Source organism: Ferrovibrio sp., from assembly GCF_035304305.1.
GTDB lineage: Bacteria > Pseudomonadota > Alphaproteobacteria > Ferrovibrionales > Ferrovibrionaceae > Ferrovibrio.
This window is the reverse complement of the sequence record NZ_DATGQG010000072.1, coordinates 1-14822: the sequence shown is the minus strand read 5'-3', so window position 1 is coordinate 14822 and position 14822 is coordinate 1. Positions and strand designations below refer to the sequence as shown.

The window sequence follows — 14822 nt, the reverse complement described above, 5'->3', positions numbered from 1 at the left end:
CCGCGTCACGCCGCCTCGAGGCTGTCGCCGCAGCCCGCTGCGGCAACCGTGCCGCTCAGCGACGTCGCCGTCGCGGCCGTGATCGTCACGCTTGCCCGGTCGCCCATGCCGAGCCGCGCGTCGGAGACCACCACCGGCTGCATGTAAGGCGAACGGCCGATCATCTGGCCGGCGAATTTTCCGGGGCGGTCGAATATCACATCAAGTTCACGGCCGATGCAGGCCTGGTTGAACGCGGTCGCCTGCTCGAGCAGCAGGGCCTGCAGGCGCTGCAGCCGCTCGGCGCTCACGGCATCCGGCACCCGGTTGGGCAGCAGGCTGCCCGGCGTGCCGGGACGCGCGCTGTACTTGAAGGAATAGGCCGAGGCGAAGCCGACCTTGCGCACCAGCTCCAGCGTGGCCTCGAAATCCTTCTCGGTCTCGCCGGGAAAGCCGGTGATGAAATCCGAGCTGAAGGCGATGTCGGGCCGCGCCGCGCGCAGCCTGGCGATGATGTCGAGATATTCCGCCGCACCGTGGCCGCGATTCATCGCGCGCAGCACGGCATCCGAGCCGGACTGCACCGGCAGATGCAGGAACGGCATCAGGCCCGGCAGCTCGCCATGGGCGACGATCAGGTCGTCGTCCATCTCGCGCGGATGCGAGGTCGTGTAGCGCCAGCGCAGGCGCGGATGCTGCGGCTGGAAGCGGTCGTGCAGCTCGCGCAGCAGGCGGCCGAGCGACCAGGTCCTGCCGTCCGGCCCCTCGCCATGCCAGGCATTCACGTTCTGGCCGAGCAGCGCGATCTCCTGCACGCCGCCCTCGATCAGGCGCCGGGCCTCGGCGAAGATCGCCTCGGCCGGGCGCGAATATTCGGCGCCGCGGGTATAGGGCACGACGCAGAAGGTGCAGAATTTGTCGCAGCCTTCCTGCACCGCCAAGAAGCCGACGGCGCCCGGCGCTTCCGCGCTCTGCTCCGGCAGGTGGTCGAATTTCGATTCCACCGGGAAGTCGGTGTCCATCACGCCGGCGCCGGCCTGGCTGCGGCCGTTGCGCTTCGCCCGGGCGCGTTCGGCCTGCGCCAGCAGCTCGGGCAGGCGGTGATAGGCCTGCGGCCCGACCACCAGATCGACGAAGGGCGCGCGGGCGATGATCTCCTCGCCTTCCGCCTGCGCCACGCAGCCGGCCACCGCGATGGTCACGTCGCCGCCGGCCGCCCGCGCCGCGGTCTTGCGCTGGCGCCAGTGGCCGAGCTCGGAGAACACCTTCTCGGCGGCCTTTTCGCGGATATGGCAGGTATTGATGACGACCATGTCGGCGTCATCGGGCGTCTCGGTCCTGGCGTATCCCAGCGGAGCCAGCACGTCCGCCATGCGGGCGGAATCGTAGACGTTCATCTGGCAGCCGTAGGTCTTGATGAACAGCTTCTTGGCCAAGTCCGTGTGACAACGGGGCAGCCTGAACCCGGCGGCGCCCCAGACGCTCCTTTGGAAACGGATAACGATCGCTCCAAGGTAACATCTGCGACGGCGGAATCAAGGCGGCGAAGTGGCAGCGGCCCCTGCCGCAATCGATTCTTCACAAGGATATCAATGGCTTGCCAGACATCGGCAGGCGGGTCAGGGCAAAAAACCGCGCGGAAGGGCGTTCCGCCGGCGGCGCGACGCTCCGCTGCATCGCATTTCCGGCCCAATGGGGTCCGCCAGAATCCGCTGCGGCCCGCTGGCGCCCATTGGCGGTTCACTGCGGTCCACTGGAGCCCGCTGGAGCCCGCTGGAGCCCGCTGGAGCCTATGGCGGGTTCACCAGAAGCAGAGCCAGCTTTCCAGCTGGAACATATAGTGTACACCTCCCGATCTGTCAAGCCAGTTCGAGGCGGCGCAGCCGGTCAGTGGCGAAGTCGAGGAAAGCCCGCAGGCGGGCCGAAACCCGCCGTCCCTCGGCATGGACCAGATGGATCGGGATCGGCGGCCGCTCATAGGCCTGCAGCACCAGCCGGAGCCGCCCCTGCCTCAGCGGCTCGGCGATCTGGTAGGACAGCACCCGGGTGATGCCGTGGCCGGCCAGCGCCGCGGCGATGGCTACGTCGGCCGCGTTGACCACCATCCGGGCCGGCGGGCGGATACGGAACGGTTTGGCATCCGGGCCGAAGACCCACTCGGCCTCGGCGCCCTGGGCCCAGAAGCCGATCGTGTCATGCTGCGGCAGGTCGGAGGGATGCTGCGGCTCGCCCCGGCGCTCGAGATAGGCCGGCGCGGCGCAGGTCACCCGGCGCACGCTGCCGACCTTCACGGCATTCAGCGACGAGTCCGGCAGATGGGCGATGCGGACCGCCAGATCGATCCCCTCCTCCAGCAGATCGGTCACGCGGTCGAGCAGCAGCAGCCGGACACTGACCTCGGGATACAGGGAGAGGAATTCCGAAACGACGGGCGCGACATGCATGCGGCCGAACATCACCGGCGCCGTCACGGTGAGCAGCCCGCGCGGCCGGGCATGGTCGCCGGCTGCCGCCGCTTCCGCCTCGTCGATCTCGGCCAGGATGCGCCTGGCATCGGCCAGAAACCGCGCCCCCGCCTCGGTCAGCCGGACGATCCGGGTGGTCCGGTGCAGCAGGCGGGTACCGATCCGCTCCTCCAGGGCGGCGATCGCCCGGGTGACGGCAGGCGGCGACATGCCGAGCTGCCGTGCCGCGGGCGCGAAGCCCCGGGCTTCGGCCACCGCGATGAACACCCGCATGCTGCCGACCTTGTCCATGGATTATTCCTGCAAGCGGAATAATCCCTTGTCAATTGGAGGGATTAAATCAGGCGGCTCTCGGCACCATTCTGGCGTGGACCTGTCCCTTATTGCCGGAGTGTCCCATGAACCATCCGCCCCAGCCGATCCGGCTTTACCGCCATGCCCTCTCGGGCCATGCCCATCGCGTCCAGCTGATGCTGTCGCTGCTCAACCTGCCCGTGGAACTGGTCGAGGTGGATCTGGCGAAGGGCGAGCACAAGAGCCCGGACTTCCTGCGGCGCAATCCCTTCGGCGAGGTGCCGGTGATCGAGGATGGCGACGTCACGCTGGCCGACAGCAACGCGATCCTGGTCTATCTCGCCTCGCGCTATGATGCGTCGCGGCGCTGGTATCCCGACGAGCCGGTGGCCGCCGCCAGCGTGCAGCAATGGCTCTCTGTCGCAGCCGGGCAGCTGGCATTCGGCCCGGCCATGGCGCGGGTGATCCATCTCTTCCGGCGCAAGGCGGACACAACCTTCTGCAACGCGATTGCCGCCAAGCTGTTCGGCGTGATGGAGGCGCGGCTGTCGGAGCAGAACTTCCTCGCCGCCGGCCATCCGACCATCGCCGATGTGGCGCTGTACAGCTACACGGCCCACGCGCCCGAGGGCGCCCTGTCGCTGGAGCCCTATCCGGCGATCCGCACCTGGCTTACACGCATCGAGGCCCAGCCCGGCTTCGTCGCCATGCCGCGCTCGCCCCTGCCGGAGGCAGCCTGACCATGTCGGCGCTGCTGTCCAAAGCCATGGCGCAGGCGCAGGCCGACGCCTTCCATCCCGGCGAGCAGGCGATGCAGCTGCTGGCCGGCTCCCGGGCGCGTATGGCCGAGATCGGCCAGCGCGTCATCCGCGACTTCATGCCGGACCAGCATCGCGAGCTGTTCGAAAAGCTGCCCTATCTCTTTGTCGGCAGCCTCGACGCGCAGGGCAGGCCCTGGGCCTCGATGCTGGTCGGCAGGCCGGGTTTCGTGCAGACCCCGGACGAACGGCACATGATCGTGGCAGCGAAACCGGCGCCGGGCGATCCGCTGGCCGACCATCTGCGCCCGGGCGCGCCGATTGCCGTCATCGGCATCGAACTGCATACCCGCCGGCGCAACCGCATGAACGGCCGCATCGCCGCGCGCGACGACGACGGCTTCACCATCCAGGTCGACCAGAGTTTCGGCAACTGCCCGCAATACATCCAGGCACGGCAGCCCTTCTTCCGCGCCTCGCCGCAAAGCTTCTCTGAACCGCATCCGGTGGAAACCGAAAGCGCGCTGCTGTCGGCGGAAGCGGCCGCGATGGTGCGAAATGCCGATACCTTTTTCATCGCCACCGCTTCGGCCTCCGCCGGCAATGACGAGCGCCACGAAGGCGTCGACGTTTCCCATCGCGGCGGCCGGCCGGGCTTCGTGCGGGTGACGGAGGAAGATGGCTGCAGCGTGCTCACCGCGCCGGATTTCGCCGGCAACAATTTCTTCAACACGCTGGGCAACATCGCGCAGAACCCGAAGGCCGGGCTGATCTTCGCGGATTTCGAAACCGGCGACCTGCTGCAGGTCACCGGCGCGGCCTCGATCGTTCTGGAAGACCCCGAGATCGAGTGCTTCCCGGGCGCGCTGCGGCTGCTGCGGATCGAGGTGGAGGAAGGCCGCCTGATCCGCGGCGCAATCCCCTTCCGCTGGGATTTCTCCAGCTATGCGCCGCAGCTGGCGCGGACGGGCGTGTGGGAGAGACAGACGCTCTGACCAAAGACTCAGTTGTCATGGCCGGGTTTGTCCCCGCCATGATACTGTCATTTTACTCCGTCGAGGCCGCCGTATAGAGCCGGCCCTCGTGGAGCGCGACGATGCGGTCCATGCGTTTGGCCATGTCGATGTTGTGCGTGGCGATCAGCGCGCCGATGCCGAAATTGCGCACCATGGCGACCAGTTCGCCGAACACCGTCTCGGCGGTTTTCTCATCCAGATTGCCGGTCGGCTCGTCGGCCAGCAGCAGATCGGGCTTGCCGACCAGCGCGCGGGCGATCGCCACGCGCTGCTGCTCGCCGCCCGACAGCCGCGCCGGACGGTGGTCGAGGCGGTCCATCAGGCCGAGATCCTTGAGGATGTCGCTGGCGAGATGCTTGGCCGGCTTCTCCTTCTCGCCGCGGATGCGCAGGGGCATGGCGGCATTCTCCAGCGCGGAGAATTCCGGCAGGAGATGGTGAAACTGGTAGACGAAACCGATCCTGTGCCGCCGCGTGAGCGTGCGCTGATGCTCGCCCATCCTGGTGCAGTCCTGCCCGGCGATGATGACCTGGCCTTCGCTCGGCTTCTCCAGCAGGCCGGCGATATGCAGCAGCGTCGACTTGCCCGAGCCGGAAGGTCCGAGCAGGGCCACCGTCTCGCCGCGCTGCACGGCGAGGTCGATGCCGCGCAGAACCTCCAGCGTCACGCCGCCCTGCCTGAAGGTGCGGCGGATGCCTTTCAGTTCGAGGACGATGCGGGGGCGCTCACTCATAGCGGAGGGCCTCCACCGGATCGAGGCGGGCCGCGCGCCAGGACGGGTACAGCGTCGCCAGCAGCGACAGCGCCAGTCCCATCACCACGACATACATGACTTCGGTGGAATCCACCTTGGCCGGCAGCTTGGAGAGGAAATAGATCTCGGCCGAGAACAGTTCGGTGCCGGTGATGCTCTGCAGGACCTGACGGATCCGCTCGATGTTGAGCGAGAAGGCCAGCCCGAGTGCGAAGCCGGCGGCGGTGCCCAGCACGCCGATGCTGGCGCCGGCGATGACGAAGACCCGCATGATGGTGCCGCGGGAGGTGCCCATGGTGCGCAGGATGGCGATGTCCCTGCCCTTGTCCTTCACCAGCATGATCATGCTGGAAATGATGTTGAAGGCGGCGACCACGATGATCAGGGTCAGGATCAGGAACATGACGTTACGCTCGACCTCCAGCGCATTGACGAAATGCGCGTTGGCCTGCTGCCAGTCGTAGAGCCGGTATTGCGGGCCGAGCCGCTGGCCGATCTGCCGCGCCGCCTGCCGCGCCTGTTCGGGTTCGGCCAGGCGCACCTCGACCGAACTCGCCTGGTCGGGCATCCGGAAATAGACCTGCGCAGTCTCCATCGGCATGTAGACGAAGCTGGAGTCATATTCGAACATGCCGACATCGAAGATCGCGGCGATCTGGTAGCGCGCCAGCCGCGGCACGGTGCCGAAGGGCGTTGCCGTGCTCTGGGGCGAGATCAGCGTGAGCTGGTCGCCCAGCCGCAGGCCCAGCTTGCGCGCCAGCCGGTGGCCGATGGCGACGCCGTCCTCGGTGAAATCCTGCAGGCTGCCCTGCACGATGCCGCGGGCGACGGCGCCCTCGGCGCTCAGGTCCTCCTGCCGCACGCCGCGCACCACCACGCCGGCGGCGGTATTGTTGGCCGTCGCCATCACCTGGCCTTCGATGATCGGATTGGCCCGCACGACGCCGGGCATGCCGGCAACAGCCTCGGTGACAAATTCAAAGTCCCGCAGCGACGTGCCGGCTTCGGCATGGATGGTGAGATGGCCGTTCAGGCCGAGAATGCGGCCCATCAGCTCGGCCCGGAAGCCGTTCATCACGCTCATCACGATGATCAGCGTCGCCACCCCCAGCATGATGCCGAGGAAGCTGAACACCGCGATCACGGAGATGAAGCCCTCCTGCCGCCGCGCTCTCAGGTAACGCAGGGCCAGCAGCCATTCGAGACGGGAAAAGAAGGGCATCCGGAATCCTGGTTACGCGGCGCGGGCGGTGTTGAGCAGATTGAGAACCGCGTCGGCCGTGATCTCCTGCTTCTCGCCGGTGGCGCGGTTCTTCACCTCGACCAGCCCCGCCTTGACGCCGCGGGGACCGATGGTGACCTGGTACGGCAGGCCGATCAGGTCCATGGTGGCGAACTTGGCGCCGGCGCGTTCGTCGCGATCGTCATAGAGCACGTCGAATCCGGCGCGCCGCAGCTTACCGTACAGCTCGTCGCACGCCCTGTCGCACTCGGCATCGCCGACCTTGAGGTTGATCAGGCCGACATGGAAAGGCGCCACGCTCATCGGCCAGATGATTCCGGCATTGTCATGGCTCGCCTCGATGATGGCGCCGACCAGGCGCGAGACGCCGATGCCGTAAGATCCCATCTCCAGCGTGATGCTCTCGCCGTTCGGCCCCTGCACCACCGCCCCCATGGGCTTGGAATACTTGGTGCCGAAATAGAAGATATGGCCGACCTCGATGCCGCGGGCCGCCACCTGGCGCTCCTTCGGCAGGGCCTCGAAGCGGGCCGCATCATGCTTCTCGTCGGTGGCGGCATAGGGCGCCGTCCAGCTGTCGACGATCGGCTGCAGGTCGCTGTCGTAATCCACGGCCTCGCTCAGCACGTCGCGCTCGACCAGCGCCTTGTCGCAGAAGACGCCACTCTCGCCGGTTTCGGCCAGGATGATGAATTCGTGGCTGAGGTCGCCGCCGATCGGGCCGGTTTCGGCCTGCATCGGGATCGCCTTCAGGCCCATGCGGGCATAGGTGCGCAGATAGGCGACGAACATGCGATTGTAGGAGCGCCGCGCGCCGTCCTTGTCGAGGTCGAAGGAATAGGCGTCCTTCATCAGGAATTCGCGGCCACGCATCACGCCGAAACGCGGACGCACCTCGTCACGGAACTTCCACTGGATGTGGTAGAGGATCTTCGGCAGGTCGCGGTAGCTCTTCCACTCCTTCGCGACGATGTCGGTCAGCATTTCCTCGTTGGTCGGACCGTACAGCATCGGCCGCTCGTGACGGTCGGTGATGCGCAGCATCTCCTTGCCGTAATCGTCGTAGCGGCCGCTTTTCTGCCACAGCTCGGCCGGCTGGATCGTCGGCATCAGCAGTTCCTGGGCGCCGGCAGCATCCTGCTCCTCGCGCACGATCTGCTCGATCTTCTTCAGCACCCGGAAGCCGAGCGGCAGCCAGGTGTAGATGCCGGCCGCGGTCTGCCGGATCAATCCGGCGCGCAGCATCAGCCGGTGGCTGACGATCTGGGCTTCGGAGGGATTTTCCTTGAGGACGGGCAGGAAGTAGCTGCTGAGCCGCATTTCTTTGTTTTCCCGGAAGGCAGAGCGGTGTGGCGGGGCAATGGGGCGTTTTTAAGGCCGCAGGCCATGCCCTGCAATGGCTTAGCCTGTGGCCGGCAAAGGCGTCAGCGCGGCGGGCGCAGGCCGGCGAGATACTCGCGGCAGGCCATGGTGACGGCATCCTCGCCGCGCGGTTCCAGGGGCTGGCCGTTCATGGTCACCCGGCCACTGGCCGGATCGATGGCAACCCGCGCCACGGTGAGTTCGGAATAGCCGGTCCGCGGCGGGGCGCGGTCGCCGAGCAGATCGCTGAGGCGCAGATCAATGGGCAGTTCCAGCAGTCCGCTCAGCGGCATGGCACTGCTGTCCGTCAGGTCGGCCGGAGCAATCGGGCGTCCGGCGGAATCGACATCCCGCCCTGCCCTGTACGTCACGTCGGGATCGGGCCGGTGAACCGTGGCGGTCTGATTGCGTGCGACGAGGCGGCGGCAATCGGCGGCATCGAGGGAAATCACCAGGGGCAGGTCACCGGCCGGCGGATTCGGTACCTGCGCAACGGCCATTCCGGCCCAGAACAGGCCCATGGCGACCAGAAAATGAACCGGATTCGAATGCATTTCTGCAACCATAGCGGGTCGCCATTAACATTCTGTTAGATTCATGTCATTTTCTGGGTGACACAGGTTTCATCATTCGATATAGATTTGTGCAACCGCTTGGTAACAGGCGGCCCAAGTCTGGGGAGGCTTAAACTTACCCGTGCGAGACGGGGTACGGAGCGAGGCACGTCCTTGCTCCTTTTCTTTTTCTGGGCCTTCCCTGCCCAGCCGATGAATCGCGGAATGGTTGTAGCTGCAAGCGCCTGAGCGTCGGCACCTCATGCCCCGCCGGTGAAAAGGTCCCGCAGCCCCAGCAGGTCGTAATAGCCGACCACGTAATAGATCCCGAACAGCACGACGCTGATCGCGAAAGCGAGCAGGAACTTGAAGCCGAGGCGCGGATTCACCGGTGCCGAATCCGCCTGCCCCGGCAGTTTCGCCTCGCCGGCCTCCTCGGCGGTCTTCACGCCGATCGGCAGCACGCAGAACAGCACCACCATGTAGATGATGACGAAGGCGATGCTGTTGTTGAACCAGTTCATCGGAAGCCGCCGCTCAGACCTGCTCGAGCTCCACCAGGGTGCCGCAGAAATCCTTCGGGTGCAGGAAGAGGACCGGCTTGCCATGGGCGCCGGTCTTCGGCTCGCCGTCGCCCAGCACGCGGGCGCCTTCGGCCTTCAGCCGGTCGCGGGCCGCGATGATGTCCTCCACCTCGTAGCAGACATGATGCATGCCGCCGGCGGGATTGCTGGCAAGGAACTTGGCGATCGGCGAGTTGTCGCCCAGCGGATGCAGCAGCTCGATCTTGGTGTTCGGCAGTTCGACGAAAACCACGGTGACGCCGTGATCCGGCTGCGGCACCGGCTCCGATACTTTCGCACCGAGCGTGCCGCGATAGGTCGCAGCCGCGGCAGCGAGGTCGGGAACGGCAATGGCAACGTGGTTGAGGCGGCCGATCATGGTGTGAGGTCCTGCTGATATCTCGTTCTGTCGCAATGCAATATGATGGTGCGACAGGCTGCGATCAAGCCATGCCCTAGGGCAGCCGGGTGATATGCACCTGCACCGGCGGCTTCCGCCCGGTCAGGCCGCGCAGGCGGGCCCGCAGGGTGCGGATCGCCGTCTGCTCGAGATTGCTATCTTCCCGCTGCGGGCCGGGCCGCAGGCCCTCGAAGGCCTCGGCGATGGCAGCCGAGATCTCGTCGGCGACGTCCTCGGGTTCGACATTGACGACGCCGTGCAGGCCGACCTTGGGATCGGCCAGCAACTCGCCCTCGCGATCCACCACGATGCTGATCGAGGCGGCGCCGTTGAAGGCGAGTTTGCGACGCTGCGCCAGCGCCCCGCCCTGCACCGCCACCAGTTCCTCGCCGTCGATGGCCAGACGTCCGGCCGGCACCTGCTCGATCACCTCCGGCAGGCCGGGACTGAGGCGGATCAGGTCGCCGTTGCGCGGCACGATGCCGTGCGGCACCTGCAGGCTCTGGGCAAAGCGGGCATGCTCCACCAGATGCCGCGGCTCGCCATGCACCGGGATCGCTATCTGCGGCCGCGCGAGGCGGTACATCTCGGCGAGCTCGTCGCGCGAGGGATGGCCCGAGACATGGACGAAGGCATCCTTCTCGGTGATCACGTCGATGCCGCGGCTGACCAGCTCGTTGTGGACGCGGAACAGTGCGCGTTCGTTGCCAGGGATGATCTTGGACGAGAAGACCGTCAAATCGCCGGGCTCCAGAACCACGCTGGGATGGCTGCCGAAAGCGATGCGGGACATGGCGCCGCGCGGCTCGCCCTGGCAGCCGGTACAGATGTAGAGAATCTTGTTCGGCGGCAGATAGCCCGCCTCACGCTCATCCACCAGATTGGGGATGCTCTGCAGGTAGCCGTTCTCCTGTGCGGCTGCGATGAAGCGGTGCAGCGAGCGGCCGATCAGGCAGACATGGCGGTCGAGATGCTGCGCCACCGCGGTCAGCGTCTCGAGGCGGGCGAGATTGGAGGAAAACGTCGTCACCGCGATGCGGCCGGGCCGGCCCTGCAGTACCTGCATCAGGCTGTCTCGCACCTCGCCTTCCGACCCGGAACTGCCGGGGCTGAAGACGTTGGTGCTGTCGCAGACCAGCGCCAGCACGCCGCGGTCGCCGTAGGACCGCAGCGTCTCGATCTCGGTCTCGGGTCCGAGCATGGGGCGCGGATCCAGCTTCCAGTCGCCGGTATGGAGGATCACGCCGCGCGGCGTCTCGATCGCCAGCGCCTGACTTTCCGGCGTCGAATGGGTGATGCTCATCGAGCGGATGGTGAACGGGCCCAGCTCGATCGTGTCGCCGGGCCTGTAGACGTGCACCGGCACCTCGTCCTGCATGTTCTTTTCCGCCAGCTTGCGGCGCAGCACGCTGGCGGCGAAGCCGGTCGCCCAGACGGGAACCTGCAGCTCGTTCCACACATGGCTGACGGCGCCGAGATGGTCCTCATGGGCATGGGTCAGCACGATGCCGAGCAGCTTCTCACGCCGGCCGGCGATCCAGGTCACGTCCGGGGCCACCAGATCGACGCCGGGCATGCCCTCGTCGGCAAAGCTGGTGCCGAGGTCGATCATGATCCAGCAATCCCCGTAGCCGTAGAGATTGAGATTCATGCCGATCTCGTTCACCCCGCCCAGAGGCAGGAAGTACAGAGCGTCTTTCTCGAGGCGTTCCGACATACGGGATTATCTAGTGCTGCGACGGTAGATTTCGATCAGCCCCCGCACCGTGAGGTCAGGGACGATCTGCTCGATCACATCGGTCGCGCCGTCGAAGACCGGCGCGAGACCGCCGGTGGAGATCACCTTCATCGGCCGGCCGAACTCGGCGCGGATGCGGGCGACGATGCCGTCAATCAGCCCGACATAGCCCCAGAACACGCCGGAATGCATGCAGGCCACCGTATCGGTGCCGATCACCTTTTTCGGTTTCTCGACGACGATGCGCGGCAGCAGGGCCGTGGCATTGACCAGAGCCTCGATGGAAAGATTGATGCCCGGCGCGATCACGCCGCCGCAGTAACTGCCCTCCTCGTCCACCACATCGAAGGTGGTCGCGGTGCCGAAATCCACCACGATCAGCGGCGTTTCCGGAAAGAGGATGCTTGCGCCAACCGTGTTGCAGATGCGGTCGGCCCCGGCGCCGGCGCCCTTGATCTGGACGCCGTATGTCACATTCGGCTCTCCCAGTACCAGCGGCTCGGTACTGAAATAGCGGGTGCAGAGCCGGCGCAGGTTGAAGGTCGCCTGCGGCACCACGCTGGCGATGATCGCGCTGTCGATGACCTTCGGATCGATGCCCTCGATCTCCATCAGCTGCAGCAGCCAGACGGCATGCTCGTCGGCGGTGCGCATCGCGGAGGTATGCTGGCGCCACTCGCCGACGATCCGGTCGCCGTCGATCACGCCGAATTTGACATTGGTGTTATTGGCGTTGATGGCAAGCAGCATGGCTTCTCCTCTCAGCCCACGGGGAAGACGTCGCCGGCGGTGATCGCCTGGCGACGGCCGTCGGGCAATTCCAGCAGAAGCGCGCCGCTGTCGTCCAGCGCCGCGAACCGGCCGTGCAGCTCGCCCTCCGGCAACCGCACGACGATCTGCTGCCCCAGCCCGTGAGCGCGCTTCAGCCACGCCTCGCGGACCGGCGCGAAGCCATCGGTTTTCCACCGTGCGTACCAGTAGCCGAACCGTGCCAGCAGCCATCCGGCGAAATCCACCGGATTGTGGATGTCGCCGTGATCGGCCAGCGCGGTCGCCGGATACAGCGTGTGGATCGGCTTGTGCACGAGATTGGCGCCGATCCCGGCGATCACCCAGTCGAGCGCTCCGTCCGGCCGGGTGCGCGATTCCAGCAGGACGCCGGAAACCTTGGCGCCGTCCACCAGCACATCGTTCGGCCATTTGCAGCGAACGCGACCGGTCAGTCCCGGCGCCGCCAGTTCGATGGTTTCGCCCAGCGCCACGGCGGCGAGGAAAGACAGCTTCGCCGCCTCGGCGGGCGGCACCGCCGGCCGCAGCAGCAGCGAGAGGAACAGGTTGCCCTCAGGCGATTCCCAGGAGCGTCCGCGCCGGCCCCGGCCGGCCGTCTGGCTTTTTGCCAGCACGGCGACACCCTCGGGCGCGCCGGCATCGGCCAGGCGCCACGCCTCCTCGTTGGTGCTGTCGAGGACGTCGAACGTCCGGAGATCCCAGTTCATGCCGGGCTCCGGACGATCAGCGGATCAGGGAAACAGTGCCCTGGCGGCATTGCCGGCCGCAGCCAGGATCGGCGCCGGAAAGACGAAGAACAGGATGGTGAACAGCCCGGTGACGGTCATCACCACGCCGAGATCGCCGCGCACCGGCCTGGCCAGGGGCTCAGCCGCCTCGTCGAAATACATCAGCTTGACGATGCGCAGATAGTAATAGGACCCCACGACCGAGGTCAGCACGCCGAGGATGGCCAGTGTGTAAAGCTCGGCGTTGATGGCCGCCATGAAGATGTAGAACTTGCCGAAGAAGCCGGCCAGCGGCGGAACGCCGGCGAGCGAGAACATGAAGGCGGCCATCATGAAGGCCATGCCCGGATGGGTCCGCGCCAGACCGGCGAGATCATCAATGCCCTCGACCATCCGGTCCTTCTGGCGCATGGCGAGGATGACGGCGAAGGTGCCGAGGGTCATGGCGACATAGATCGCCAGATAGATCAGGATGCCGCGCACCCCCTCTTCCGTGCCGGCGGCCAGGCCGATCAGCGCATAGCCGACATGGCCGATGGAGGAATAGGCCATCAGGCGCTTGATGTTGGTCTGGGCGATGGCGGCGAAGGCACCGAGGATCATGCTGAGCGCGCTGATCGCGATGACGATCTGCTGCCAGTCGGCGGCAATGTCACCGAACGGCGTCAGCATGGCGCGGACGAACAGCGCCAGCGCCGCCACCTTGGGTGCGACGGCGAAGAAGGCGGTGACCGGCGTCGGGGAACCCTCGTAGACGTCCGGCGTCCACATATGGAAAGGCACTGCCGAGGTCTTGAACGCCAGACCGGCAATCAGGAATACGATGCCGACCACGATGCCGATGGAGGCCTGCCCGCCACCCTCGAATGCCTGGGCGATCAGCGGGAAGCTGGTGGCGCCGGCAAAGCCGTAGATCAGTGAAGAGCCATAGAGCAGCATCCCCGACGACAGCGCGCCGAGCACGAAATACTTCAGGCCGGCCTCGGTGGCGCGGCCGGAATCCCGCTTGATGGCCGCCATCACGTAGAGCGACAGCGACTGCAGTTCGAGGCCGAGATACAGCGCGATCAGGTCGTTGGCCGAGATCATCATCATCATGCCGGTGGTGGCCAGCAGGATGAGGACGGGGAACTCGAAACGCTCCATCCGCTCGGTACGGAGGTAGCCGAGCGACAGCACGATGGCGAAGCCGGAACCGATCAGGACGAGCAGCTTGGCGAAGCGGCCGAACTCGTCGGCGATGAACATGTCGCCGAAGGTGGTTTCCGCCGCCTCGGGCTGCGTCAGGATGATCCCCGCGGCGACGACGAGCGCGGCGATCGAGAACCAGGAAACCAGGCGGGTCGAGGTATCGCCCCGGAAGACGCCAAGCATCAGCATCGCCATGGAGGCGAGCGCGAGCCAGATTTCCGGATAGGCGGGCGCGAGGACCGGGAGCGTTGCGTTCACGGGTTCAACTCCTAGCGGGCGGCAGTCGCCACCGCCTTGGCGGCGGCAAGCGCGGTCTCGTGCTGGTCAAGCAGATGCTGCACCGACACGGCCATGACATCGAGGAATGGCGCCGGATAGATACCCATCCACAGCGTCAGGATCACCAGCGGCGCGAAGATGGCGATCTCGCGCGGGCTGAGGTCGAGCATCTTCTTGAGGTCGTCCTTGGTCAGTTCGCCGAAGATCACCTTGCGGTACAGCCAGAGCGCATAGGCCGCCGACAGGATCACGCCAGTCGTGGCGAGCAGCGCAACCCAGGTATTGGCCTGGAAGGCGCCGACCAGGGTAAGCAGTTCGCCGACGAAGCCGCCGGTGCCCGGCAGGCCGACATTGGCCATGGTGAAGAGCATGAAGACCAGCGCGTAGCGCGGCATGTTGTTGGCCAGGCCGCCGTAACGCGCGATCTCGCGGGTATGCAGGCGGTCATAGACCACGCCGACGCAGAGGAACAGCGCGCCCGACACGATGCCGTGGCTGAGCATCTGGAAGATCGCGCCTTCGACGCCCTGGGTATTCAGCGCGAAGATGCCCATGGTCACGAAGCCCATATGGGCGACCGACGAATAGGCGATCAGCTTCTTCATGTCCTCCTGCATCAGCGCCACCAGCGAGGTGTAGATGATGGCGATGACGCTGAGCGCGAAGACCAGCGGAGCAAAGTAGTCGCTGGCCAGCGGGAACATCGGCA

The 14822-nt window shown here is 66.3% G+C and carries 15 protein-coding genes; 2 read left to right on the top strand and 13 right to left on the bottom strand.

Features of this window, described 5'->3' with window-relative positions; all coding sequences use genetic code 11:
• Window positions 1-5 precede the first annotated feature (5 nt).
• Window positions 6-1415: a tRNA (N6-isopentenyl adenosine(37)-C2)-methylthiotransferase MiaB gene (gene miaB / locus VKZ87_RS08885; protein WP_324220893.1), complete on the bottom strand. Its 1410-nt coding sequence runs from the start codon at window positions 1413-1415 to the stop codon at window positions 6-8.
• A gap of 423 nt (window positions 1416-1838) precedes the next feature.
• Window positions 1839-2735 carry a LysR family transcriptional regulator gene (locus VKZ87_RS08880; protein WP_324220892.1) on the bottom strand — a complete coding sequence of 299 codons (897 nt, stop codon included), beginning with the start codon at window positions 2733-2735 and terminating at the stop codon, window positions 1839-1841.
• Between the two features lie 107 nt (window positions 2736-2842).
• Between VKZ87_RS08880 and VKZ87_RS08875 the strand changes: the two genes are divergently transcribed.
• Both VKZ87_RS08875 and VKZ87_RS08870 read left to right on the top strand, forming a co-directional pair.
• Complete coding sequence (locus tag VKZ87_RS08875; RefSeq protein ID WP_324220891.1) at window positions 2843-3478, top strand: glutathione S-transferase; 636 nt, start codon at window positions 2843-2845, stop codon at window positions 3476-3478.
• 2 nt (window positions 3479-3480) lie between these two features.
• On the top strand, window positions 3481-4491 hold the full coding sequence (locus VKZ87_RS08870) for a pyridoxamine 5'-phosphate oxidase family protein (protein WP_324220890.1): 1011 nt from the start codon (window positions 3481-3483) through the stop codon (window positions 4489-4491).
• Window positions 4492-4543: 52 nt separating this feature from the next.
• On the opposite strand, the gene VKZ87_RS08865 is transcribed toward VKZ87_RS08870, so the two are convergent.
• The 11 genes from VKZ87_RS08865 to VKZ87_RS08815 all read right to left on the bottom strand — a co-directional run.
• Window positions 4544-5245, bottom strand: a complete 702-nt coding sequence (locus tag VKZ87_RS08865) for an ABC transporter ATP-binding protein (protein ID WP_324220889.1) — start codon at window positions 5243-5245, stop codon at window positions 4544-4546.
• Window positions 5238-6488 (bottom strand): lipoprotein-releasing ABC transporter permease subunit, encoded by a 1251-nt coding sequence (locus VKZ87_RS08860; protein ID WP_324220888.1) that lies wholly within the window; start codon window positions 6486-6488, stop codon window positions 5238-5240. The genes VKZ87_RS08865 and VKZ87_RS08860 overlap by 8 nt, the downstream gene beginning before the upstream one ends.
• 12 nt (window positions 6489-6500) lie before the next feature.
• On the bottom strand, window positions 6501-7829 hold the full coding sequence (gene proS, locus VKZ87_RS08855) for a proline--tRNA ligase (protein WP_324220887.1): 1329 nt from the start codon (window positions 7827-7829) through the stop codon (window positions 6501-6503).
• 104 nt (window positions 7830-7933) lie between these two features.
• On the bottom strand, window positions 7934-8425 hold the full coding sequence (locus VKZ87_RS08850) for a hypothetical protein (protein ID WP_324220886.1): 492 nt from the start codon (window positions 8423-8425) through the stop codon (window positions 7934-7936).
• A gap of 260 nt (window positions 8426-8685) precedes the next feature.
• Complete coding sequence (locus tag VKZ87_RS08845) at window positions 8686-8949, bottom strand: DUF1467 family protein (RefSeq protein WP_324220885.1); 264 nt, start codon at window positions 8947-8949, stop codon at window positions 8686-8688.
• Window positions 8950-8962: 13 nt separating this feature from the next.
• Entirely contained in the window at window positions 8963-9367 is a 405-nt protein-coding gene (gene mce, locus VKZ87_RS08840; protein ID WP_324220884.1) for a methylmalonyl-CoA epimerase, read from the bottom strand.
• Between the two features lie 76 nt (window positions 9368-9443).
• On the bottom strand, window positions 9444-11105 hold the full coding sequence (locus tag VKZ87_RS08835) for a ribonuclease J (RefSeq protein WP_324220883.1): 1662 nt from the start codon (window positions 11103-11105) through the stop codon (window positions 9444-9446).
• A 6-nt stretch (window positions 11106-11111) separates the two neighbouring features.
• Entirely contained in the window at window positions 11112-11876 is a 765-nt protein-coding gene (locus VKZ87_RS08830; protein ID WP_324220882.1) for a type III pantothenate kinase, read from the bottom strand.
• A gap of 11 nt (window positions 11877-11887) precedes the next feature.
• Window positions 11888-12622, bottom strand: a complete 735-nt coding sequence (locus VKZ87_RS08825) for a biotin--[acetyl-CoA-carboxylase] ligase (protein ID WP_324220881.1) — start codon at window positions 12620-12622, stop codon at window positions 11888-11890.
• A 24-nt stretch (window positions 12623-12646) separates the two neighbouring features.
• A complete protein-coding gene (gene nuoN / locus VKZ87_RS08820) occupies window positions 12647-14092 on the bottom strand; it encodes an NADH-quinone oxidoreductase subunit NuoN (protein WP_324220880.1) in 1446 nt (481 codons plus the stop codon).
• A gap of 11 nt (window positions 14093-14103) precedes the next feature.
• The coding region (locus VKZ87_RS08815) for an NADH-quinone oxidoreductase subunit M (protein WP_324220879.1) at window positions 14104-14822 on the bottom strand (719 nt) is incomplete at its 5' end.